The sequence below is a fragment of the Georgenia sp. Z1344 genome (assembly GCF_049856295.1).
Taxonomy (GTDB): domain Bacteria; phylum Actinomycetota; class Actinomycetes; order Actinomycetales; family Actinomycetaceae; genus JB111.
The window spans coordinates 113,011-136,468 of the sequence record NZ_JBNDMZ010000008.1; the positions used below are offsets into that span (position 1 = coordinate 113,011).

The following is a 23,458-nucleotide window of genomic DNA, read 5'->3' on the forward strand; positions in this document are numbered from 1 at the left end:
CCCCGCACCGGTCGTAGACTGCCTCCCGCTCCCCACTTCCTCGACCGGAGGACCCGTTGTCCCTCACCGGACTGCTTCCCCTGCTGCGCGAGGACCCGGCGATCGCCGCGCTCGTCGCGGCCGCCTCGGCCCCCGTCCTCGAGCCGCACCGCGCGACCACCGCCCCCGTCGGCGTCCGCCCCGCGCTCGCCGCGGAGCTGGCCGCGACCGACCGCCCGATCGTCCTCGTCACCGCCACGGGCCGCGACGCCGACGAGCTCGCCACCGGCGTGCGCGAGTTCCTCCCCGCCGACGAGGTCGCGACGTTCCCCGCGTGGGAGACCCTTCCGCACGAGCGCCTCTCGCCGCGCTCGGACACCGTGGCCCACCGCCTGGCCACGCTGCGCCGCCTCGTCCACCCCGGGCCGGAGGCGCGCACCGCGCGCCCGCGCGTCGTCACGGTGCCCGTGCGCGCGCTGCTCCAGCCGATCGTCTCGGGCCTCGCGGACCTCGAGCCCGTCCGCGTCCAGGTCGGCGACACGATCGCCCTCGACGACCTCGTCCGCGCCCTCGAGGCCGCCGCCTACACCCGCACCGACATGGTCGAGCGCCGCGGCGAGTACGCCGTGCGCGGCGGGATCGTCGACGTCTTCCCGCCGACCGACCCGCACCCGCTGCGCCTCGAGCTCTTCGGCGACGACGTCGAGGAGATCCGCCGCTTCTCGGTGGCCGACCAGCGCAGCCTCGAGGTCGCCGAGGAGGGCCTGTGGGCGCCGCCGTGCCGCGAGCTCCTGCTCACCCCGGCCGTGCGCGAGCGCGCGCGGTCCCTCATCCCGACCGTGCCGTCCGCCGCCCCGATGCTCGAGCGGATCTCCGAGGGTGTCGCCGTCGAGGGCATGGAGGCCCTGAGCCCCGTCCTCGCCGACGGCCTCGAGCCCCTCCTCGACCTGCTGCCGGAGCGCTCGCTCGTGGTCCTCGTCGACCCCGAGCGGATCCGCCGCCGGGCCGCCGACCTGGCCGCGACCACCGAGGAGTTCCTCGCCGCCGCGTGGACGTCCGCCGCGTCCGGGGCCGAGGTCCCGCTCGACCTGCGGGCCGCGGCCTTCGCCGACCTCGCCGAGGCCCGCGCGCTCGCCCTGGCCAAGGGGCAGGGCTGGTGGAGCGTCAGCTCCCTGCCGACCGACGAGGGGCTCGAGGACGCGACCGTCGTTCCCGGTTCCGCCGGGTCGGGCGGCGCGCCCGACGGCTCCGGCACCCCGGCCGACGACGCCGCCGATCCCGGCGGGTCCGCCGCCCGCGCCGCGATCGCGGCCGCGTCGGGCCCCGACGACGACCCCCGCACCGTCGCCGCGCGCGAGACCCGCCGGTACCGCGGCGACGTCGACGGCGCGCTCAAGGACCTCGCCGCCCTCGTCCACGACGAGTGGCGCATCCTGCTCACGACCCAAGGAGCCGGGCCCGCCCGCCGCCTGCGGGACTCGCTCGCGGAGGCCGACGTCCCGGCCCGCCTCGTCACCGACCTGCCCGAGGCCCCCGAGCCCGGCCTGGTCACCATCACGCACCCGGGGCTGGACCGGGGGTTCGTCGTCGACGGGCAGCGCCTGGCCGTCCTCACCGAGTCCGACCTCACCGGCCGCCCGGGCAGCTCCACGCGCGAGATGCGCAAGATGCCGGCCCGGCGCCGCACCGCCGTCGACCCGCTGTCCCTGCGGCCGGGCGACCTCGTCGTCCACTCCCAGCACGGGGTGGGCCGGTTCGTCGAGCTCGTGTCCCGCACCGTCGGCAGGGGCGAGACCGCCACCACCCGCGAGTACCTCGTCATCGAGTACGCGCCGTCGAAGCGGGGCCAGCCGGGCGACCGCCTGTTCGCGCCCACGGACTCGCTCGACCAGGTCTCCCGCTACGTCGGGGGAGAGGCGCCCGCGCTCAACAAGATGGGCGGCTCTGACTGGGCGGCGGCCAAGCGGAAGGCGCGCAAGGCGGTCCGCGAGATCGCCGGCGAGCTCGTCCGCCTCTACGCCGCGCGCCAGGCCACGGTCGGCCACACGTTCGGCCCGGACACCCCGTGGCAGCGCGAGCTCGAGGACGCCTTCCCCTACACGGAGACGCCCGACCAGCTGAGCGCGATCGACGAGGTCAAGGCCGACATGGAGAAGGCCATGCCGATGGACCGCCTCATCTCGGGCGACGTCGGCTACGGCAAGACCGAGATCGCCGTGCGGGCCGCGTTCAAGGCCGTCCAGGACGGCAAGCAGGTGGCCGTCCTCGTGCCCACCACGCTGCTCGTCAACCAGCACCTCGACACGTTCGCCGAGCGGTACGCCGGCTTCCCGGTCCGGGTCGCCGCCCTGTCCCGCTTCCAGAGCCCGGCCGAGGCCACGGAGGTCCGCGAGGGGCTGGCCGCCGGGTCGATCGACGTCGTCATCGGCACCCACACCCTGCTCACGGGTCAGGTGCGGTTCAAGGAGCTCGGGCTGGTGGTCATCGACGAGGAGCAGCGCTTCGGCGTCGAGCACAAGGAGACGCTCACCCAGCTGCGGACCAACGTCGACGTCCTCGCGATGTCCGCGACCCCGATACCGCGCACCCTCGAGATGGCGGTGACCGGGATCCGCGAGATGTCCACGCTGGCCACGCCGCCGGAGGAGCGGCACCCGATTCTCACGTACGTCGGTGCGCAGGAGGACAAGCAGGTCGGCGCCGCGATCCGGCGCGAGCTCCTGCGCGAGGGTCAGGTCTTCTACGTCCACAACAAGGTCCGCTCGATCAACGCCACCGCCCAGCACCTCGCCGAGCTCGTCCCCGAGGCGCGCATCGGCGTGGCGCACGGGCAGATGAACGAGCACCAGCTCGAGGCCGTCATCCAGGACTTCTGGGAGCGCTCGATCGACGTGCTCGTGTGCACGACGATCATCGAGACGGGCCTCGACATCGCCAACGCGAACACCCTCATCGTCGAGCGTGCCGACACGTTCGGCCTGTCCCAGCTCCACCAGCTGCGCGGGCGCGTGGGTCGCGGGCGCGAGCGGGCCTACGGTTACTTCCTCTACGACCCGGACAAGCCGCTGACCGAGACCGCGCACGACCGGCTCGCCACCATCGCCTCCCACACCGAGCTCGGCGCCGGCATCCAGGTGGCGATGAAGGACCTCGAGCTCCGCGGAGCCGGCAACCTGCTCGGCTCCGACCAGTCCGGGCACATCGAGGGCGTCGGCTTCGACATGTACGTCCGGATGATCTCCGAGGCCGTGGCCGCCTGGCGCGACGGGAAGGTCGAGCCCGAGCGCGTCGACGTCCGGGTCGAGCTCCCGATCGACGCCCACGTGCCCACCGAGTACGTCGACACCGAGCGCCTCCGCCTCGAGGTCTACGCAAAGATCGCCGCGGCCGACGACGACGAGGCCCTCGACTCCGTGCGCGCCGAGCTCGTCGACCGGTACGGGCCGGTCCCGCCGAGCGTCGAGCGGCTGTTCGCCGTCGCGCGCCTGCGGGCCCACGCCCGGGAGGCCGGCATCCAGGAGATCACCGCGCAGGGCAAGAACGTGCGGTTCTTCCCGGTCGAGCTCGCCGAGTCCCAGTCGCTGCGCCTCACCCGCGTCCACCGCGGGACGATGCTCAAGCCGGCCGTGCGCACCGCGCTCGTGCCGTGGCCGCTCACGCAGAAGGTCGGCGGGCGACCGCTCGCGGACGTCGACCTGCTCGCGTGGGTCGAGGAGGTCGTCGCCCTCATCGGCACGCCGGTCGGGGCGCCGGCCGGTGCATGGGCCGGCGCGGGCGCGGGTGCAGGCTCGGGCGCGGCGGGGGCATGACCGTGCACGACGCCGGACGCACCGCCCTGCGGTCGACCCTCGCCGCGGCCGTGCTCGTGGTGGGGCTGGCCGCCGGGCCGGCGGCCGCTGCCGCCCCGGACGTCACCGACACCTCCACGGCCGCCGCGGCGTCGTCGTCGACGTCCCCGGGCGAGCCCGACAAGCCGGGTGCGGGGGAGAGCGGCTCCGGCGAGGCAGGCTCCGACGGGTCGCGCACCGACGCGTCCGCCGAGGCCGGCAGCGGTGGGCTGCTCGACGGTGCCACCGCGTCCGCGACCGACTCGGGCAGCGGGTTCGAGATCCTCGAGGCCGCGGAGCTGCCCATCGGGATGCAGCCGTGGCTCGTCCGCGTCGCCGCGGCGACCACGCTCGCGCTCGCCGGCATCGGCGTCGTGCTGGCGGCCACCTCCGCACCGCGCAGACCGGGTCGGCGACGCGGTTAGCATGGTGGCGCTCACGGCCGTGCCGCGGGCGAGGACGACAGGAGGAACTGTGGCTCGCACCATCCGATCGGCGATCGTGCCCGCGCTCGCGCTGGGCGCCCTGCTCGCCGGCTGCTCGGCCAACCCCGGCACGGCGGCCGTCATCGACGGCGAGGAGATGTCCGAGCGCGAGGCGCAGTCCGTCGCCGGAGAGCTCGTCGGGGTGTTCGGCCAGGAGCTGACCACCGTCGACGCCGTGATGAACTACGCGTACTCCGACGCCATCACCCGCGTCGCGGGCGAGAACGGACTCACCGTGAGCGACCAGGCCGTGCGCGACCAGCTCGCCACGATGACGGAGCAGAGCGGCTACACGCCCGACGGCGACTACCTCCCGCAGACCCTCGAGATCGTCGAGTCCCTCATGCTGGCCGGCCAGCTCCAGTCGGACCAGGCGCTGTCCACCCAGGTCACGGAGGCGATGAGCGAGGTCGACATCGAGCTCAACCCCCGGTACGGGACCGTCGAGGGCGGCCAGTACGCGCAGCCGGCGCATCCGTGGCTGCAGGCGGCGCCCGCCGGGGAGGGCATGCCGGTCGTTCCCTGACCGGGCCGCTCGTCGGTCGTGAGCCGGCCGGGTCCGTGTGCGGTGCGCCGCGGCGAAGGTGCGATGTTCGTCGTCGTGCATGGGTGGGGGCATCGCCCCGAGCGCTGCACGTACTCCCGGAAGGCCGGACAGCACTGACCCCGGCCGCTCGTGGGGACTAGCGTGGAGCCCGACAACATCCGGGCATCCCCGACACAAGGAGAACCTGTGGCCACCATCCTCGAAGTAGCGGCACGCGAGATCCTCGACTCCCGGGGCAACCCGACCGTCGAGGTCGAGATCGGGCTGGACGACGGCGTCGTCGCCCGCGCGGCCGTCCCCTCCGGCGCGTCGACCGGCGCGTTCGAGGCCGTCGAGCTCCGTGACGCCGGCGACAAGCGCTACGGCGGCAAGGGCGTGCAGCAGGCACGCGACAACGTGCTCGAGATCCTCGCGCCCGAGATCCTCGGCCTCGAGGCGTCCGAGCAGCGCTTCATCGACCAGACGCTCCTCGACCTCGACGGCTCGGCCAACAAGGGCAAGGTCGGCGCCAACGCGATCCTCGGCGTCTCGCTCGCCGTGGCCAAGGCCGCCGCCGAGTCCGCCGGACTGCCGCTGTACCGCTACCTCGGCGGCCCCAACGCGCACCTGCTGCCGGTGCCGATGATGAACATCCTCAACGGCGGCTCGCACGCCGACTCGAACGTGGACATCCAGGAGTTCATGATCGCGCCGATCGGTGCGACGAGCTTCGCCGAGGCGCTGCGTCAGGGCGCCGAGGTCTACCACGCGCTGAAGTCCGTGCTCAAGCAGCGCGGCCTGGCCACCGGCCTGGGCGACGAGGGCGGGTTCGCCCCCAACCTCGGCTCCAACCGCGAGGCGCTCGACCTCATCCTCGAGGCGATCTCGAGCACGGGCCTCTCGGCCGGCACGGACATCGCGCTCGCCCTTGACGTGGCCTCGACGGAGTTCTTCTCCGACGGCGCCTACCAGTTCGAGGGGAAGTCGACCTCGAGCGACGAGATGGTGGCGTACTACCAGCAGCTCGTGGCCGACTACCCGCTGGTCTCCATCGAGGACCCGCTGAGCGAGGACGAGTGGGGCGCGTGGAGCCGGCTCGTCGGCGCCGTGGGGGACAAGGTGCAGATCGTCGGCGACGACCTGTTCGTCACCAACCCCGAGCGGCTCGCCCGCGGCATCGCCGAGAAGGCGGCCAACTCGCTGCTCGTCAAGGTCAACCAGATCGGCTCGCTCACCGAGACCCTCGACGCCGTCGCGCTCGCGCAGCGCTCCGGCTTCACCGCGATGGTCTCGCACCGCTCGGGCGAGACCGAGGACGTGACGATCGCCGACCTGTCGGTGGCCGTGAACTCCGGCCAGATCAAGACCGGCGCCCCGGCGCGCGGCGAGCGCGTGGCGAAGTACAACCAGCTGCTGCGCATCGAGGAGGAGCTGGACGAGGCGGCCGAGTACGCCGGCCGCAGCGCCTTCCCGCGTCACCAGGCCTGACCCTCCCCGTTTCGTCGAGATTGCGGTTAGGAGCCGGACAGTCTCCGGTTGTCAGCTGTCGAGAGTGCGGGTGGGGGGCTGAGCTCCCTCGCCCCCGGTGGTCGAGAGTGCGGGTGGGGCCTGGCTCCACCCGCACTCTCGACGTCTCCGGACCGCACTCTCGACCGAGGCTCGTTCCCCGCCGCACTCTCGGCCGGGACGCCGTTCCCGACCGCAATCTCGGCGGGCACCAACCGCAATCTCGGCGGGCACCAACCGCAATCTCGACGGGCACCAACCGCAGTCTCGGCGGGCACCAACCGCAGTCTCGGTGAGGGTGTGGCGCGACTCGCGCCACGCCGGTCCCCGCCCCTGCCGGACCCGTGAGGGACGATGACGCGGTGAGTCGTCCGCCCGCCGCCCCCCGCAAGCCCGGGGCACCCCGCTCGTCCGCCGCCCGCGGCGCACGGTCGCGCCCCACGGGCCGCACCCGCCCCTCCGCGGACCGGGCGAGCAGGCCGACCACCACCGGCCGTGGCCGGGACGGGGACGCCGGCCGGACGAGGGCCGGCGGCTCGCGCGGTTCCAGCACACCGCCGTCGCCCGGGTCCGGCGGGGGCTCGCGCGGCAACCGTCGCCTCGCGATCGCCACGTCCGACGGCGACCGGCCGATCCTCTCCCTGCGGGCCCTCGCGCTCGTCCTCACGCTCCTCGTGGCCTTCGCGATCATCGCGCCGACGGCCCGCCACGCCCTCCTCCAGGCCGAGCAGCTGCGCACCGCCGAGGACGCGCTCGCGGCCGCGGAGGAGGAGGAGCAGCGCCTCACCGACGAGCTCGCCCTGTGGGACGACCCGGAGTACGTCCAGTCCCAGGCGCGCGAGCGGCTCGGTTACACGATGCCGGGGCAGACGCCGTTCGTCGTCGTCGACCCGGAGGCCGTGACCGGCGGCCGACCGGTCGAGGAGGTCGAGGAGGCCGCCCGCGAGGAGGCGATCGCCGCCTCGCGCCCCTGGTACCTCAACCTCCAGGAGTCGGTCGAGGAGGCGGGCGCGATCCCGGGCGCCGACGCGACCGAGGGCGAGGAGGGGCAGGACGTCCCCGAGCCCGAGCTGCCACCCGAGGTGCCGAGCGACCAGGAGATCCCGTCGGGCGAGACGGTGCCGGACTGATGAGCGAGAGCCCCGTCGCCCAGGCCGACCTCGACGCGCTGCAGGACCAGCTCGGACGCGTCCCGCGCGGCGTGATCGCGATCGCCGCGCGCTGCCGGCACGGCCGCCCCACCGTGGTCCGGACGGCACCCCGCCTCGAGGACGGCACGCCGTTCCCCACGAGCTTCTACCTCACCTGCCCGCCCGCCACGCGCGCCGTCTCCACGCTCGAGGCCGAGCACCTCATGGCGGACATGCAGTCCAGACTCGCCGCCGACGACGACCTGAGGTCCGCCTACGCCGCCGCTCACGAGGACTACCTCGCCCGGCGCGCCGAGCTCGGCGAGGTCGAGGAGATCGCCGGCATCTCGGCGGGTGGCATGCCCGAGCGCGTCAAGTGCCTGCACGCCCTGCTCGCGCACACCCTCGCCGTCGGGCGCGGGATCAACCCGTTCGGCGACGAGACGCTCGACGTCCTGGCCGCGCGCGGGATGTGGAGTCCCGAGACCTGCACCTGCTGAGCGGGTTGTCCCCGGCGCGTGACAGCATGACCCGGTGACTCGAGCGGCAGCCATCGACTGCGGGACCAACTCCATCCGACTCCTCGTCGCCGACGTGCCCGGGGCGGGCGGCGCGGCGCTGGACGATGTCGTGCGCGAGATGCGGGTGGTCCGCCTGGGCCAGGGCGTCGACCGCACCGGCCGCCTCGCGGAGGACGCGCTCGAGCGGACCTTCGCCGCGGCCCGCGAGTACGCGCAGCTGTGCGAGCAGCACGGTGCGGAGCGGATCCGATTCGTTGCCACGTCCGCGACCCGCGACGCCGAGAACCGGCAGGTCTTCGTCGACGGCATCCGCGAGATCCTCGGCGTCGAGCCCGAGGTCGTCACGGGGGAGGCCGAGGCGGCGCTCTCGTTCGCCGGTGCCGCCTCCGTCCTGGCCGAGGGGACGCCGGGGCCGGTGGTCGTCGTCGACATCGGCGGCGGGAGCACCGAGCTCGTCGTCGGGGACCCGCGGTCCGCGACCCCGGACGCGGCCGTCTCGCTCGACGTCGGGTGCGTCCGCCTCACCGAGCGGCACCTCGTCGCCGATCCGCCGAGCGCCGAGCAGGAGGCCGCGGCGCGCGCCGACGTGCGGCGGCTGCTCGAGGACGCCGACCTCCCGCTGGGCGGCGTCCGCACGCTCATCGGCGTGGCCGGGTCCGTCACGACCGTCACCGCGCACGCGCTCGGCCTGCCCGCCTACGACCCGGCCGCCATCAACGGCTCGGTCCTCACCGAGGCGGCCGTCCTCGCCGCCTGCGACGAGCTGCTCGCCGCCTCCCGCGCGCAGCGCGAGGCGATGCCGTTCATGCACCCCGGCCGGATCGACGTCATCGGCGGCGGCGCGCTCGTGTGGAGCGAGGTCGTGCGCCACGTGTCCGAGCGGACGGGCGGGGCGGGGACGGCCGGCGTCGTCACCTCCGAGCACGACATCCTCGACGGCATCGCGCTCTCGCTCGCCTGACGGGCTAGTCGCGGTGGTCGGCGGCGCGTTCGTCGTCGTCGGGCGCGGCCGTGTCGCCCCGCACGGCACGGCGCTCGGTCTCGTCGGCCAGGTCGTCGAAGCTCCTCCGACGAAGCGGGACGCCGGTGAGGTAGGCCGCGCGGGCCACGACCATCGTGCCGACCGACGAGGTCGCGAGGTGGATGCCGATGACGAGGAGCGCGAGGCCGAGGTTGCGCCACGAGGGCATGATGAGGAGGCATCCGACGACGACGAGGATGATGCCGAAGCCTCCGGCGGTCCCGACGCCCGAGATCCGCATGTACACGTCGGGGAAGCGCACGAGTCCCAGCGCGGCGGTCGCGAACACGAGCGCGCCGAGCACCACCACGACGTTGCCGACCACTGCCATCACCTCCGTCATCGCCGCCCCCTCGTCACCGCGCGCCCGAGCGAGATCGCGCTGAGGAAGGCCACGAGCGCGACGACGAGCAGGAGGTCGAAGGCGAAGACCATGGAGGTGAGCACGCCGGCAAGGGCGATCAGTCCGATGACCCCGAAGGACAGCAGGTCGGCGCCGACGGCGCGGTCCGCGTCCGTCGGGCCGACGAACATCCGGTAGGTGGCGACCACGGAGGTCACGCCGACGATGACGATCGCGACGACGACGCCGGTCACGAGGCCACCCCCGTCCGTCGCAACGCGTGCAGGAGGTGGGACTCCATGTCCCGCAGCTCGGCGCGCAGCTCCTCGGCGTCCGCGCAGTAGAGGCCGTGCACGTACAGGACGCGGCTGCCGTCGGGTCCGGATCGTTCGTTCCCGATCGTCAGCGTGCCCGGGGTCAGCGTGATGAGGGCGGCGAGCAGGGTGACCTCCAGGTCGGTGCGGCACCGGGTGACGAGCCGGGCGATGCCCGGCGTCGAGTCCTGTCCCGGCGTGAGGTTGTCCTTGAGCACGGCCACGTTGGAGATCAGCAGCTGCCACGCGTACCAGAGGGCGAACCACGCGATGCGGAACGGCCACGTCAACCAGCTCATCGACCCAGCACCGCCTCGACGTACGTGGACGTGTCGAGAAGACCCTGGGCGGCGGTCTCCGAGAGCCCGAGGAGGAGCTCGCCGCCGAGGCCGAGCGCGACCGTGACGGCCGCGAGGGCCACCGCCGGGGCGGCGAGCGCGGCGCCGACCCGCCTGCCTCCGTCCTCGGGGACTGGACTCTCCGCGGCGGTCGCGGTGTCGTCCGTGGGGTCGGTCGTGGGGTCGGTCGCCGTCCGGGCGGCCGTCACCGTCGCGGTGGCGGCCGCGTCGTTCGTCGTCGTGCGGGGCGCCTGGTCGTTCGTCGCCGGGCGAGCACCGGCGGAGGCCGGCGGCACGGAGTCACCCTCCTCGGCGAAGGGGGCTGCGTCCGCGTCCTGCTGGGTCGCAGCGCCCGAGGCCGCGGACCCGGCCTTCCGGTCCCAGAACATCCCGGACCAGATCTTCAGCATCGACAGCAGGGTGACGAGGCTGACGGCGAGCATGACGACGACGGCGCCGATCTCACCGGCCCCGATCGAGGCGGTGATCAGCGAGAGCTTGGCCACGAAGCCGGAGAAGGGAGGGATGCCCGCGAGGGAGAGTGCGGCGACGAAGAACGCGACCGCCAGCACGGGTTCGCGTCTGGCGATGCCGCTCAGCGCGCCGACCCTCCCGGTCCCGTAGCGGACCTCGATCGCCCCGGTCGACAGGAAGAGCGACGCCTTCACGATCATGTGGTGCAGCAGGTAGAAGATCCCCGCGGTGAGCCCGGCGAGCGTGAACAAGGCGACCCCGAGGAGGATGTAACCGATCTGGCTGACCATGTGGAACGCGAGGATCGAGCGGGTCGTCGTCTCGCCGACCGCGCCGAGCACGCCGATGACCATCGTGGCGGCGAACGCGACCACGCCGATCCACAGGTACCGCGAGTCGCCGTCGAAGAGGACGGCGTAGATCCGGTAGATCGCGTAGATCGCGACCTTCGTGTTGAGACCGGAGAACAGCGCGGTCACGGCCGGTGAGGTGCCCGGGTAGGCCTTGGCGAGCCAGCCGTGCACGGGGACGACGGCCGCCTTGATGCTGAGTGCGAACAGGCACACAGCGCCCGCGGCCGCCACGAACGGGTCCTCCGCGGCGGCCCCCTGGAGCTCGGCGAGGTTGACCGTGCCGGCCACGCCGTAGACGAGCCCGACGCCGGAGACGAAGAGCGTCGACGTCAGCATGTTGACGGTGACGAACAGTCGCGCGCCGGCGATCTGACCGAGGGTGGCGGAGGCGGGGCGCGCGAGCACGTAGAGGCCGTACGCCGGCACCACCATGACCTCGATGAAGACGAACATGTTGAAGATGTCGCCGGTGAGCAGGATGCCGTTGACGCCCGCGGTGAGCACGAGGACCAGCGGGCCGAAGTAGCGCGAGGCCGCGCGTCCGGATGCGTGGGCGAACGCGGTGCAGGTCAGGGTGAGGATGCCGGTGACGACGAGCATGAGGGCGGAGAACATGTCGGCGACGAACGGGATCGCGATCCCCGTCTCCCACATGCCGACGTCATGAGCGATCGCCCCGCCGTCGCGGAAGTGGGCCACGAGCGCGACCCCGCCGGCGAGCGACGCCGCGAGCACCGCGAAGGACGTGACCGCCTGCACCCGCGGACGATCCCCGACGACGACGAGAAGGCCACCGACCAGGAGCGGGACGGCGACGAACAGCGGAAGTACGGCGGCGTTCACGAGCTCACCGCCGGGTCCTCGGCCGGTCGTGCGCGGGTGCTGCGTGGGTCGGCGTCCCGGTGCGAGGCCGGGGCGTCGGCGGGCTCGCTCCAGTCCCCGTCGGAGTCGGACGGGCCGAGCCGCTCGGGACCGGCCCCGTCGTCGTCCTCCATGGAGCCGTCGGCGGTGTCGTCGTCCTGACCCCCGGCCACGGCAAGGACGAGCATGACGACCGTGATCGAGAAGGCGATGACGATCGCGGTGAGCACGAATGCCTGGGGGAGCGGGTCGGCAGTCGAGGACGGGTCGTCGGGCGTGCCGAACGGCAGGCCCCGACGGGACGTGCCGCCCGCCGCGATGAGGACGAGGTTCGCGGCGTGGCCGAGCAGGACGAAGCCCAGGACGACCCGCAGCATCTCGCGCTGCATCATGAGGTAGACGGCGCCGGCCACGAGGATCGCGGCGGTGAGGGCGACGGTCATCGTGCCTCCTCCGTGTCGGTGGGGATGGCGTGCTCGCGCCGGGGCGCCGCGTCGGTCGGGCCGGTCTGTGCCGTCGGCGTGCCGGGCCCGGTCTGCGTCGTCGGCCGGCCGAGGAGGTTGAACGAGGCGAGGACGAGGCCGAGGACGGCGAGGTAGACGCCGATGTCGAAGACGAGCGACGACATGAGGTGGTACCCGAGGATGTCGGTCGACAACGGGGCGAGGAACGAGCCGTCGAGGTAGCCCGCGAGCCCGGACCCGGCACCGACCATGATGCCGAGGCCCGTGAGCAGGAGGTAGGGCCAACGGATCGGGGCCTTGCTGTCCGCCGGGGCGGCGAGGTACAGCAGCGCGAAGCCGCTGCCGCCGACGAGCGCTGCGATGAAGCCGCCGCCGGGCTCATGGTGCCCGCGCAGGAGCAGGACGGCCGACAGGATCACGGCCAGCGGACCGACGACTCGCGCCACGGTCCGGACGAACACGGTGTTCTCGCGGGGGTCGGCGATGGGGGAACGCGGGTCGATCGGGGACGGGCGGCTGGGTGTGAGGCGGCGCGACCGCACGACGACGGCGACCACGAGACCCGCGACGCCCAGCACCGTCAGCTCACCGAGAGTGTCGAGGGCACGGAAGTCGACGAGGATCGTGTTGACGATGTTGGCACCGCCGGTGATCGACTCGCCCTCGGTGAGGTAGTAGGTGCTCGCCGACGACGGTTCGCGGCGGCCCGTGAGCACGAACACCCCGGCGAACGTGGCGAGGCCGGCCGCGGCCGCGACGACGGCGGCCGGGACCCGCTTGCGGAGCGGGGACCTACGGAAGTTCTCGGGGAGCCTGCGCAGGAGCAGGACCATCACGCAGACGGTGAGGATCTCGACGAGGAGCTGGGTCAGGGCGACGTCCGCGGCGCCGAGGACGACGAACCACAGGCTGATGGTGAAGCCCGCGAGACCGGTGACGACGACGGCGGAGATCCGCGACCGCGCCCGCACGGCCGCGACGACTCCGGCGGCGACCAGCGCGACGAGCACCCAGTCCAGCGGTCGGGTCGGGTCGCCCACCTGCGCCGGCAGCTCGTCCGTCCGCAGGAGCATCCAGCCCGCGATCAGTGCGAGGGACGCCGCCGGGATTGCGAGGTGACGGCGCGGGCTCATCGGTGAGGTGAGACGGCCGATGCTGCCACCGAACGAGATCGTGCCGCGGCGCAGGGCGTCGACGACGTCGAGCCCCGAGAACGGGAACGCGAGCGGTTCGAGGAGGCGGTCGACCCGGGCGCGGGTGAGGACGAGGACGACGCCGAGGGAGATGATGCCGGCGGACACCCCCAGCGCCGGGGTGAGGCCGTGCCACAGGGCGAGGTGGACGTCGAGCCCCGCGCCGGTCGAGCCGCTCGCGCCGGCGGAGGCCAGCGTGTCCAGCAGGAACGGCGCGAGGCCGAGCACGAGCGTGGCGAGCGCGCCGAGGACGGGGGGCGCGAGGAACACGGGATCGCCGTCGTGGACCTCGGTGGGGGAGGAACGCAGCGACGCCGCCGGTGCGCTCGACGGGTCTGTCGTCGTCGGGCGTGTCGGGCTTGTCGTCGTCGGGCGTGTCGTCGACGGGTGGTCGATCTCGGGCCGACCGGTGCCGCGACCGGCGGCGCCCAGCACGAATCGGGCCGAGTAGGCGAACGTGAGCACCGACGTCGCGGCGGCCGCCAGCGTGATGACGACCGGTACCCACCCGGGTCCCGGGGCGCCCAGGAACGCGTCGAGCAGGGACTCCTTGGAGACGAAGCCGAGGAGGAGCGGTACGCCCGCCATGGAGGCGGCGGCGAGGGCTGTGGCGCCCGTCGTCACCGGCATACGGATGCGCATCCGGGCGAGCTCGCGCAGGTCCCGGGTCCCGGCCTCGTGGTCGATGACGCCGACGAGCATGAACAGCGTGGCCTTGAACAGGGCGTGCGCGATCGTGTGGACGACGGCGGCGGTGAGGGCGGCCTCGGTCCCCACGCCGATCGCGGCGACGAGCAGTCCCAGCTGGCTGATCGTCGAGTAGGCGAGCAGCTCCTTGAGGTCGTGTCGGCGCATCGCTCCGGCCGCGCCGATGAGCGCCGTGACGAGGCCGGAGAAGATGAGCAGCCACGACCAGATCGGCACGCCGGACAGCACGGGCGAGAACCGCAGGAGCAGGTAGATGCCGGCCTTGACCATCGCGGCGGCGTGGAGATACGCGGACACCGGCGTGATGGCGACCATCGAGTCGGGCAGCCACGCCTGGAACGGGAACTGGGCGGACTTCGTGAAGGCGGCGACGGCGAGGAGCACGGCGACCGTCGTGGTGAAGGTGCCGTCCTGCGTCCACACCGGGTCGCGGAGCACCTCGCTCAACCTGCTCGTACCCGTGGTGGCGATCATCGTCGTGACGGCGGCGAGCAGGCTCAGGCCCCCGGCGACGGTGACGAGGAGGGTGCGGACCGCGGGCTCGTGGGCGTGGGGGCCGGACCGTGAGATGAGGAAGAACGAGCACAGGGTCGTGATCTCCCATGCGACGAACATGACGACGAGGTCGTCGGAGAGCACGAGGAGCGTCATCGCCGCGGCGAAGAGCGTCATGAGGAGGTAGAACCGCGACTGCGTCCCGCGGCCGAGATACCGGCTGGCGTAGACGAGGATCGCGCCGCCGATGACGAGCACGAGCAGGGCGAACACCAGGGCGAGGCCATCCAGCCTCAGCGCCAGGTCGACGCCCAGCGTGGGCATCCACGACCACACCTCGTCGACCGGCTCGTCGACCCCGTCGTAGGCCGTGACCAGCAGCCCTGCGCCGATCAGCAGTGGCAGGGCCAGTGGGAGGCCGGCGCCGCGTCCGAGGACGCGCCCGAGCGGGATCGCGGCCACGCACGCGAGGAGCGTGGCCAGAAGTGCAAGGGTGAGCAACGGTGCCGCCTAGGAGGTGATGGGGGACTGGTCTGTCACTGGCCGCACCCGCACGGTCTCGCTCGCGCGGATGGGCCGGCCGCACTCATCGGGTCGGCGGGAATCCCGCCAGCGGTGCGCCCCAGGATGACACCTGACCGTTGGTGCCCACGTGCACGGGCAGCGTGCAGACCGACGCGGCGACGGCGGCGTCGGGCACGAGGTCGACGGTGACTGGCATCGGCGGCAGTGTATCCACGCCTCGGTGGACTCCCGCGCGGTTTCAGGGTGTTGCCGTGATGGTGCCGGTGGTGTCGGCGGTGGTGACGGCGTCGTCGTCGGTTCGGATCGTGCCCGGGTACGGCACGATGGACCCTTGCCTCGCGAGAGCGGGCGCCCCCATAGCCCAATCGGCAGAGGCAGCCGGCTTAAACCCGGCCCAGTGCGGGTTCGAGTCCCGCTGGGGGCACATGAGGACGCGGCGCGGCGCCTGCCGACTCAGCCGTGTCCGCCGCCGGACCGGTCGCGACTGCCGGGCCGACCTCGCCCGCCGGGCCGGTCGCGACTGCCGGGCCGGTCGCGCCTGCTGTGCGGGCCGCGCTTGCTTGGCCGGTCGCGCCTGCAGTGCGGGCCGCGCCTGCCGGGCCGGTCGCGCCTGCTGTGCGGGTCGCGCCTACCTGGCCTGCCGGCTGGGCTTCGGCGCAGGGTTCATGAGCTCGACGACGGGGTCGAGGGCCAGGTGGGTGCCGTCCGGCAGGCGATCGAGAATCCGGCGGACGGCGACGGCCGGATCGGTGGCCTCCGCGGCGGTGAGGTGGAGAACCTTGTGCCCGGCCCGCTCGAGATCGTGGTACCGTCGGCGCTCCTTCAACAACGCGTCCGACGTGGTCGTGGGATCGGTGCCGTACTTGGTCCGCCCGTCGAACTCGACGACGAGCCAGAGCGGACGCCCGTCGTCGGAGGTCCCGAACCGGATCGCGAGGTCGACCCACCAGCGGTGGTGCTCGGTCTCGATCCGGCACTGCTGAACCGCGTCCCGCACGCCCCAGGTGAGCACGATCCAGCGGAGCCGGGACTCCCACGCCGACTCCGACCACGGTGAGGCCCAGCCGATCAGCTGGATGGCGCGACGGACGCCGCGAGCGCCGCGGAACTCCGTCCGGAGCCGATCGATCAGACGCGCGCGGAGCTGGGCCGCGTCCCGGTCGACCCGCTCCCGTTCCCGTCGATCGGCGCGGCAGAGCTTCGCGAACACGTGGTCGAGGGGAAGGATCGCGGACTCCGGGTCGCGCAGACGAGCCAGGTCGATCGCCGTGCGTTCGAGCGTCGTGACGAGGATGCCGTCGATGGACTCGACGTCGTCGGGCCGGACCGAGAATCTGTGAATCTCGACGTCCGCGGCAGACACCGCACTCCCGCGCGCCGGGTAGAGAACGGGCACGCTCGTCGGGAAGCCCCACAGGTGCAGCCCGTGGAGCGCCGCCGCCGACTCGAGAGTCAGGGCACGCCTCGACCGGGCCTGTCGTTGCACCGCGACGCACCTCGCCCGGTAGACCTCCCGCCGTCGAGCGGGACCGGAGAGGTCACGCCGCACCACGGCGACGGCGCCGCGCCGGACCCTGACGGTCTCGTGCGCGGGGTCGCCGGCCAACGGGTCCGAGCAGCGGCGGCGGTCGCCGAGGAGCAGCCGGGGCGTCGGCGGCCGTGGGACCCGTGCGGCGTTCGTCATGAGCTCGAGACTGGTCGACGGGCGCCGGCCGGGCGGTGGTACCGCGCTGGCCCTGTGGACAGCGGGGGCCGGGGGGCGCCTGTGGGCTGCGGTGGCTGCCGGGTGGTCCGGCGATCGGGACCCGCGGCGCCGAGGGGGCGTCGAACAGTCGGTGGACGTGTCGAACAGTCGGTGGGCGTGTCGAACAGTCGGTGGGCGTGCCGATGAGTCGGTGGGCGTGTCGAGTGGACCCCCGCCGCCTGTCGTTTCGGTGCGTTGACCGACTCTTCGGTGGTGATCCGACTCCTCGGCATCTCTACTGCCCCTCGGCGGGCCGACCGCTTGCTCAGCGGACGTGTCGAACAGTCGGTGGACGTGTCGAGTGGACCCCCGCCGCCTGTCGTTTCGGTGCGTTGACCGACTGTTCGGCGGTGATCCGAATCCTCGGCGGCTCTTCAACCCCTCGGCGGGCCGACCGCTTGCGCAGCGGACGTGTCGAACAGTCGGTGGGCGTGTCGAACAGCGGGTGAATGTGTCGAGGAGTCGGTGGACGTGTCGAGTGGACCTCCGCCGCCTGTCGTTTCGGTGCGTTGACCGACTCTTCGGCGGCGATCCGACTCCTCGGCAACTCTTCAACCCCTCGGTGGGGTGCCGAGCAGTCGGCGGAGGTGCGGAGCTCAGCCGCGACTCGCACCGCCCGCGCCACTCGGGCCGGCCACACCAGTGAGGCCCGGATGACGCTCGCACCGCCCGCGCCACTCGGGCCGGCCACACCAGTCAGGCCCGGATGACGTCCGCACCGCCCGCCGCCACTCAGGCCGGCTGCACCACGCCCGTCTCGTAGGCGAGCACCACTGCCTGGACGCGGTCGCGCAGCGCGAGCTTGCCCAGCACGGCCCCCACGTGCGTCTTGACCGTGGTCTCGGAGACGACGAGCTCCCCGGCGATCTCGGCGTTCGAGAGCCCCTGGGCCACGAGGGTGAAGACCTCGAGCTCCCGCGACGTGAGGCTGCCGATCCGCGGGTCGCGCTCGGCGGGGGTCTGCTCCCGTCCCGTCGCGGGCAGTCGAGGGCCGAACATGTCGAGCATCCGGCGGGTGATGCGCGGCGTGATGACGGCGTCGCCGCTCGCCACGCGCCGAATGGCCTCGACGAGGTCGGCGGGCGGCGTGTCCTTGAGCAGGAAGCCGGAGGCACCGGCGCGCAGGCCGGCGAACGCGTACTCGTCGAAGTCGAAGGTCGTGAGGATGAGGATCCGCGCGCCCGGGTGGGAGCGCACGATGCGGGTCGTCGCGTCGATGCCGTTGAGCTCGGGCATGCGCACGTCCATGAGGATGACGTCGGGGCGCAGCGCGGCGGCCTGGGCGACCGCGGTGCGGCCGTCCCCGGCCTCGCCGACCACCTCGATGTCGTCCTCCGCGTCGAGGACCATGCGGAAGCCCATCCGCAGGAGCGCCTGGTCGTCCGCGAGGAGCACGGTGATCACGCCCTGGTCGCTCGACTCGTGCCGGTCGGTCATGTCCGTGCCTCCATCGTCCCGGCGCCCACTCGCAGGCGCGCCTCCACCCGCCACCCAGTATCCGTCGGGCCGGCGGTCACGCTGCCGTCGAACACGGCCACCCGCTCGCGGATGCCGATGAGACCCCGCCCCGATCCGCCCGGCACCGTGGGCTCGCCCCCGGCGACGTTCTCCACGGTGATCGTCACCTGGCCCGCGGTGCGCGCGATCGTCACCGTGATGGCGGGGGAGCCCGGGGCGTACCGCAGCACGTTCGTCAGGCACTCCTGGACGATCCGGTAGACGGTGAGGCTGAGCGTCGTGTCGTCCGGCAGCGGCAGGCCGGTGACCTCGAGGGAGACGGGCAGCCCGGCGCCGCGGAAGGACTCGACGAGGGAGTCGAGCTCGCCGACCACCGGCTGCGGCGCGAGGGGCGCGCTCACGCCGGGAAGGCGGGAACCGGCCCCGACGACGGGGGCAGCGCGCGTGTCGTCCCGCAGCATCCCCACCATCCGGCGTGTGTCGCCGAGCGCCTCGCGCCCCGTGCCGGCGAGTCGCTCGAGCGCGGAGCGGGCGCGGGCGGGGTCGCGGTCCATGATGCGCACGGCGCCGTCGGCGAGGGTGACCATGACGGACAGGGAGTGGGCGAGCACGTCGTGCATCTCGCGGGCGATCCGGGTGCGCTCGGAGCTCACCGCGAGCTGCTCGCGCTGGTCCCGCTCGAGTGCGAGGCGCCGTGCGCGGTCGCCGAGCTGGGCGACCCGGCGGCGTCGCTCGCGCAGGTTCGAGCCGACGAGCGCGGCCACCGCGATGACACCGGCGGCCTCGGCGCCGTCGAGCATGCGCGTCCCCTCGCCGCCGAAGACGAGGTACGCGCAGACGGCGACGACGACGGCGGACACCGAGGCGACGACCGTCGTGCGCCCGGGCCGCTCGAGGGCGATGGTGAGGACGAGCACGGCGACGGCGACGATCTCGACAGGGGAGATCCGCGGGGTGACGAGGATGTCGAACACCGGCAACGGTGTCGTCGGGTCGTAGGACCAGATGGTGACGACCGGAGGGTCGGGCTCGAGCCCGGAGTCGGCGATGCGGGCGAGGACGGGCACCGTGAGGGCGACGCCCAGGAGGACGAGCGGGGCGCGACGCCGCAGGAGGATGACGGCCCCGAGCGCGAGGGTCTCGGCGATGCCCACGACCGCGACCGGCGTGTACCGGCTGAGGGCGCCGACGATCGCGAGCCCCAGCATGACGACCACGTACGCCGTGGCGAGGACGAGGTCGAGGGCGCCCGGGTAGCGGGCGAGGAGTCGGCCGAGTGCCCCGGTCAGGAGCGGGTCGGTCCCCCGGTCGGCCCACCCCTCCGCCCCGAGGGCGTCGTCGTCGGCCGTTCCCGTCCCGGCCGTCCCCCTCCCGGCAGCCCCCGTCCTGGCCCCGGAACGCGAGGCGCCGTCCCCGTCTGGCCGCGGGTGCGCGGAGGTCGCCCCCGGGGAGCCTGGCCGCTCCCCGGGCGCCGTGACCTCCTCGACCGCCACCGGTAGTGCCGTCAGGCGTCGCGGCGGACCATGAGGACCCCGCCGACGGCGAGCGGGACGGCCGCCCACGCGGTCGACACGAGCGCGCCGACCGTGTCGGAGTAGGCCTTCTCCATCCCGAGCATGCCGGTCTCCGGGGCGAGGTAGTCCGCCGCCACGTTGGAGGGCAGGAGGTCGCGGACCGTCGAGACCCACTCCCAGGGGAGGAACTCGAGGATGATCGGGACGAGCATGAGCAGGACGAGCACGGCGGAGATGCCGGCCGCCGTCGAGCGGAAGATCGCGCCGAAGCCGACGCCGAGCACCCCGCACGTCACGGTGTAGAGGACGAACAGGCCGACCACGCGCCACGTGTCGCCGTCCGTGAGGCTGACGGAGTCCATGACGTCGCTGAGGTAGGGGTTGCCCACCGCCCAGGTCGCGAGGAAGGCGACGAGCGTCTGCACGGCGATCGCGATGACGATGAGGACGGTCTTGGCGAGCAGGACCACGATCCGGCTCGGCTGGGCCGCTAGGGTCGCGCGGATCATCCCCGTCGAGTACTCCGACGTCATCGTCAGCACCCCGAGTATCGCCGAGGTGGTGGCGAGCATGCCGGCCACGAGGACGAGGAGGTAGACGCCGTTGATGTCGCCGAGGCCGGGGAAGCCCGACTGGTCGACCGAGTCGGTGATGCCCCAGACGGTGGCCCACTGGAACGCCACGTAGAGCAGGACGCCGATCCCGAGCACCCACCAGGTCGAACGCAGCGAGAAGAACTTGATGAACTCGGACCGCAGGGTGCCGAGCCAGGTGACGCGGCCGCGGGCGGCGGGCGGTGCGACTGCGGTGCTCATCGGGTGACCTCGCTGCCTGAGTCGTTGCCGGCGCGGTACTCGACCGAGTCGTGCGTGAGGGTCATGAAGGCCTGCTCGAGGCTCGCGCTGCGCGGGCTGAGCTCGTGGAGCTCGACACCGGCGTGGTGGGCGGCGGCGCCGATCTCGGGGGCGGAGAGGTCCTCGACCTCGAGCGACCCGTCCTCGGCCCGCCGGGCGACGGCCTGCGGCGGGAGCGCGGCGAGGAGCTGGTCGACGTGCGGGGTGCGGACGACGACGACGGGACGCACCGAGGCGTCGATGACGTCCTTGACCGGGCCGCCGGTGATGATGCGCCCCTTGCCGATGACGAGCAGCTGGTCGGCGGTCATGCTCATCTCGCTCATGAGGTGGGAGGAGATGAAGACGGTCCGGCCCTCGTCGGCGAGGCGGCGCACGAGCGTGCGGACCCACTGGACGCCCTCGGGGTCCAGGCCGTTGACCGGCTCGTCGAGGATGAGCACCTTGGGGTCGCCGAGCATGGCGGCGGCGATCCCGAGCCGCTGCCCCATGCCGAGCGAGAAGCCGCCGACCCGCTTCTTGGCGACCTTGCTGATACCGGTGAGCTCGATGACCTCGTCGACGCGCCGCCGGCCGATCCCGTGCGTGGCGGCCAGGCCTCGCAGGTGGGAGCGGGCGCTGCGGCCGGGATGGACGGCCTTGGCCTCGAGGAGCGCGCCGACCTCGTGCAGCGGCGCCCGCAGGTCCTGGTACCGCTTGCCGTCGATCGTCACGGACCCGGCCGTGGGGCGGTCGAGGCCCATGATCATGCGCATCGTCGTCGACTTGCCCGAGCCGTTGGGCCCGAGGAAGCCGGTCACCGTGCCGGGGTGGATCTGAAAGTCCACCCGGTCGACGGCGAGTGTCGGTCCGTAGCGTTTCGTCAGGCCCTGGGCCTCGATCATGTGTCGCTCCCCGGCGGGTGTGGTCCACCGCGCCCGGCGCGGACGCGGTACGCAGGCCAACCTAGTACGTGGCGGTCGTGCCCCGTGGGTGGATATTCCTCTACGCCCTGGGGTGAACGCCCCGCACGGGACCTGTCGTCCGGCGGATCACCGGATAGTCTGGGGTGGAGACACGCCGTCGGCGGACGTCGTCGGTCGCGACACCCATCACGCCCCCCGTGCCTCAGCGGGTAGGAGGATCCCTTGAGCAACCCATACTTCAACCGGAGCGTGTTCTCCGACGATCCGAGGCAGCGCAGCCGCGCGGCCGCATCGACCGCCACCGCCCCGCAGGGCTACGGCCAGCCCGGCTACGCGCAGCAGGGCCAGGCCGGCTTCGGCCAGCAGACCCAGCCCGGCTCGATGCCGATGGGCGGGTTCGAGCAGCAGTACTCGGGCGCGGCCGCCGCGCCGGCCGACACGGGCCGCCTCACCTTCGACGACGTCATCGTCAAGTCCGGCCTCGTCCTCGGCACCGTCATCCTCGTCGGCCTCGCGACCGCGTTCCTCACCCCGATCGAGAACGCGTTCCTCCCGATGATCGTCGGCGCCATCGGCGGTCTCGTCCTCGGGATCGTCAACGCGGTCCGGCGCAGCCCCAGCCCGGCGCTGATCCTCGCCTACGCCGCGCTCGAGGGCCTGTTCCTCGGGGCGTTCTCGATGGTCCTCGAGGGCCAGTTCCCGGGCATCGTCATCCAGGCGGTCCTCGCGACCTTCGCCGTCGCCACCGTGACCCTCCTGCTGTACACGTCGCGCGCCGTGCGCGTGACGCCGAAGCTCACGCGCTTCATGCTCATCGGCATGCTGGGCTACGGGCTGTTCTCGCTCGTCAACTTCGGCATGATGATCTTCGGCTTCTCCGACGACCCGTGGGGCATGCGCTCCGGCGTCGAGATCATGGGCATCCCGCTCGGGATCCTCGTCGGCGCGTTCGCCGTGCTCCTCGCGGTGTTCAGCCTCCTGCACGACTTCGACGGGATCGAGCGCGGGGTCAACGCCGGCCTGCCCCGCAAGTACGCGTGGGCGGCGGCGTTCGGCCTCGCGGTCACGCTCATCTGGCTCTACGTCGAGATCCTGCGCATCCTCGCGATCCTGCGCGGCAACGACTGATCCGAGGCACCCGCTGACGACGGCGGCCGGTCACCCCACGGTGACCGGCCGCCGTCGTTCGTCCGTTCGTCGAGATTGCGGTTCGTCGTCGTCGAGATTGCGGTTGGTGGACGTCGAGATTGCGGTTCGTCGTCGTCGAGATTGCGGTTGGGGCCCCAACCGCAATCTCGACGAACGTGCGCGCGTCCCTGCTGGTCGAGCGTGCGGCTCAGCGGTGCCGAGAATGCGCTTCACATCCGACGACGACGCCGCCACCCGATCGAGCACCACCCGCGGACGGCGCCGACCGAGATGAGTGCCGCCCGGGATCAGTGCCGACCGAGATGAGTGCCGCCCGGGATCAGTGCCGCTCGACGCCCACGATGTCGATGACGAACACGAGCGTGTCCCCGCCGCCGATGCCGGCCTGCGGGACGCCGCGCTCGCCGTAGCCGTGCTCCGGCGGGATCGAGAGCAGGACCCGGGAGCCGACGGTCTTGCCCGGCAGCCCCTCGTCCCAGCCGCCGATGACGACGCCCATGCCGATGGGGAACGAGATCGTCTCGCCGCGCGGGTAGGAGCTGTCGAACACGCCGCCGCCCCACACCTGCCCGTGGTAGTTGACGACGATCGTGTCGCCGGCCTCGACGACCTCGCCGTCGCCGGGGGAGAGGACCTCGACCTGGAGGCCCTCGGGCGCGGTCGGGGTCGGGAACGTGAGCGTGGGGCTCTCGCCGAAGGAGCCGGTGGCGGTGGGCAGCTGCTCGGACATGAACATCCTTTCGTCTGGGGTGCCGCGCAGGGCGGCCGGTG

The 23,458-nt window shown here is 73.0% G+C and carries 21 protein-coding genes and 1 tRNA gene; 9 read left to right on the forward strand and 13 right to left on the reverse strand.

Annotated elements, in window-relative coordinates:
• The first annotated feature begins 56 nt into the window (after positions 1-56).
• From mfd to ACPYO6_RS10280, 7 genes are all read left to right on the forward strand, one after another.
• On the forward strand, positions 57-3,788 hold the full coding sequence (mfd, locus tag ACPYO6_RS10250) for a transcription-repair coupling factor (protein ID WP_425714760.1): 3,732 nt from the start codon (positions 57-59) through the stop codon (positions 3,786-3,788).
• Positions 3,785-4,231, forward strand: coding sequence for a hypothetical protein (locus tag ACPYO6_RS10255; protein WP_425714761.1), 447 nt, complete (start codon positions 3,785-3,787; stop codon positions 4,229-4,231). The genes mfd and ACPYO6_RS10255 overlap by 4 nt, the downstream gene beginning before the upstream one ends.
• Positions 4,232-4,280: 49 nt before the next feature.
• A complete protein-coding gene (locus ACPYO6_RS10260; RefSeq protein ID WP_425714762.1) occupies positions 4,281-4,817 on the forward strand; it encodes a hypothetical protein in 537 nt (178 codons plus the stop codon).
• 207 nt (positions 4,818-5,024) lie between these two features.
• Positions 5,025-6,305 carry a phosphopyruvate hydratase gene (gene eno / locus ACPYO6_RS10265; RefSeq protein ID WP_425714763.1) on the forward strand — a complete coding sequence of 427 codons (1,281 nt, stop codon included), beginning with the start codon at positions 5,025-5,027 and terminating at the stop codon, positions 6,303-6,305.
• A gap of 380 nt (positions 6,306-6,685) precedes the next feature.
• On the forward strand, positions 6,686-7,453 hold the full coding sequence (locus ACPYO6_RS10270) for an FtsB family cell division protein (protein WP_425714764.1): 768 nt from the start codon (positions 6,686-6,688) through the stop codon (positions 7,451-7,453).
• Complete coding sequence (locus ACPYO6_RS10275) at positions 7,453-7,953, forward strand: DUF501 domain-containing protein (RefSeq protein WP_425714765.1); 501 nt, start codon at positions 7,453-7,455, stop codon at positions 7,951-7,953. The genes ACPYO6_RS10270 and ACPYO6_RS10275 overlap by 1 nt, the downstream gene beginning before the upstream one ends.
• A 34-nt stretch (positions 7,954-7,987) precedes the next feature.
• Positions 7,988-8,935 carry an exopolyphosphatase gene (locus ACPYO6_RS10280; RefSeq protein ID WP_425714766.1) on the forward strand — a complete coding sequence of 316 codons (948 nt, stop codon included), beginning with the start codon at positions 7,988-7,990 and terminating at the stop codon, positions 8,933-8,935.
• Between the two features lie 4 nt (positions 8,936-8,939).
• Here the strand turns inward: ACPYO6_RS10280 and ACPYO6_RS10285 are convergent, their stop codons facing one another.
• From ACPYO6_RS10285 to ACPYO6_RS10315, 7 genes are all read right to left on the reverse strand, one after another.
• A complete protein-coding gene (locus tag ACPYO6_RS10285) occupies positions 8,940-9,338 on the reverse strand; it encodes a cation:proton antiporter (protein ID WP_425714767.1) in 399 nt (132 codons plus the stop codon).
• Positions 9,335-9,592: a monovalent cation/H+ antiporter complex subunit F gene (locus ACPYO6_RS10290; protein ID WP_425714768.1), complete on the reverse strand. Its 258-nt coding sequence runs from the start codon at positions 9,590-9,592 to the stop codon at positions 9,335-9,337. The genes ACPYO6_RS10285 and ACPYO6_RS10290 overlap by 4 nt, the downstream gene beginning before the upstream one ends.
• Positions 9,589-9,951 (reverse strand): Na+/H+ antiporter subunit E, encoded by a 363-nt coding sequence (locus ACPYO6_RS10295; protein WP_425714769.1) that lies wholly within the window; start codon positions 9,949-9,951, stop codon positions 9,589-9,591. Before ACPYO6_RS10295 ends, ACPYO6_RS10290 begins: the two co-directional genes overlap by 4 nt.
• On the reverse strand, positions 9,948-11,660 hold the full coding sequence (locus tag ACPYO6_RS10300; RefSeq protein WP_425714770.1) for a monovalent cation/H+ antiporter subunit D family protein: 1,713 nt from the start codon (positions 11,658-11,660) through the stop codon (positions 9,948-9,950). The genes ACPYO6_RS10295 and ACPYO6_RS10300 overlap by 4 nt, the downstream gene beginning before the upstream one ends.
• Complete coding sequence (locus tag ACPYO6_RS10305; protein WP_425714771.1) at positions 11,657-12,121, reverse strand: cation:proton antiporter subunit C; 465 nt, start codon at positions 12,119-12,121, stop codon at positions 11,657-11,659. Before ACPYO6_RS10305 ends, ACPYO6_RS10300 begins: the two co-directional genes overlap by 4 nt.
• The gene (locus ACPYO6_RS10310) at positions 12,118-15,039 is read right to left on the reverse strand and encodes a DUF4040 family protein (protein ID WP_425714772.1); all 2,922 of its coding nucleotides are present in this window, start codon (positions 15,037-15,039) and stop codon (positions 12,118-12,120) included. Before ACPYO6_RS10310 ends, ACPYO6_RS10305 begins: the two co-directional genes overlap by 4 nt.
• Before the next feature lie 85 nt (positions 15,040-15,124).
• Complete coding sequence (locus tag ACPYO6_RS10315; RefSeq protein WP_425714773.1) at positions 15,125-15,259, reverse strand: hypothetical protein; 135 nt, start codon at positions 15,257-15,259, stop codon at positions 15,125-15,127.
• Between the two features lie 154 nt (positions 15,260-15,413).
• Here ACPYO6_RS10315 and ACPYO6_RS10320 point away from each other — a divergent pair.
• A tRNA-Leu gene (locus ACPYO6_RS10320) sits at positions 15,414-15,487 on the forward strand.
• Positions 15,488-15,691: 204 nt separating this feature from the next.
• Here ACPYO6_RS10320 and ACPYO6_RS10325 read toward each other — a convergent pair.
• From ACPYO6_RS10325 to ACPYO6_RS10345, 5 genes are all read right to left on the reverse strand, one after another.
• Positions 15,692-16,747, reverse strand: a complete 1,056-nt coding sequence (locus ACPYO6_RS10325) for a hypothetical protein (RefSeq protein ID WP_425714774.1) — start codon at positions 16,745-16,747, stop codon at positions 15,692-15,694.
• Between the two features lie 792 nt (positions 16,748-17,539).
• Positions 17,540-18,244, reverse strand: a complete 705-nt coding sequence (locus ACPYO6_RS10330) for a response regulator (RefSeq protein ID WP_425714775.1) — start codon at positions 18,242-18,244, stop codon at positions 17,540-17,542.
• Positions 18,241-19,758, reverse strand: a complete 1,518-nt coding sequence (locus ACPYO6_RS10335; RefSeq protein ID WP_425714776.1) for a sensor histidine kinase — start codon at positions 19,756-19,758, stop codon at positions 18,241-18,243. Before ACPYO6_RS10335 ends, ACPYO6_RS10330 begins: the two co-directional genes overlap by 4 nt.
• An 11-nt stretch (positions 19,759-19,769) precedes the next feature.
• Complete coding sequence (locus tag ACPYO6_RS10340) at positions 19,770-20,594, reverse strand: ABC transporter permease (RefSeq protein WP_425714777.1); 825 nt, start codon at positions 20,592-20,594, stop codon at positions 19,770-19,772.
• Positions 20,591-21,517 (reverse strand): ABC transporter ATP-binding protein, encoded by a 927-nt coding sequence (locus ACPYO6_RS10345; RefSeq protein WP_425714778.1) that lies wholly within the window; start codon positions 21,515-21,517, stop codon positions 20,591-20,593. Before ACPYO6_RS10345 ends, ACPYO6_RS10340 begins: the two co-directional genes overlap by 4 nt.
• 243 nt (positions 21,518-21,760) lie before the next feature.
• Here ACPYO6_RS10345 and ACPYO6_RS10350 point away from each other — a divergent pair, with 243 nt between their 5' ends.
• Positions 21,761-22,666 (forward strand): Bax inhibitor-1/YccA family protein, encoded by a 906-nt coding sequence (locus tag ACPYO6_RS10350; protein ID WP_425714779.1) that lies wholly within the window; start codon positions 21,761-21,763, stop codon positions 22,664-22,666.
• 340 nt (positions 22,667-23,006) lie between these two features.
• On the opposite strand, the gene ACPYO6_RS10355 is transcribed toward ACPYO6_RS10350, so the two are convergent.
• Positions 23,007-23,417 carry an FKBP-type peptidyl-prolyl cis-trans isomerase gene (locus ACPYO6_RS10355; RefSeq protein ID WP_425714780.1) on the reverse strand — a complete coding sequence of 137 codons (411 nt, stop codon included), beginning with the start codon at positions 23,415-23,417 and terminating at the stop codon, positions 23,007-23,009.
• Positions 23,418-23,458 lie beyond the last annotated feature (41 nt).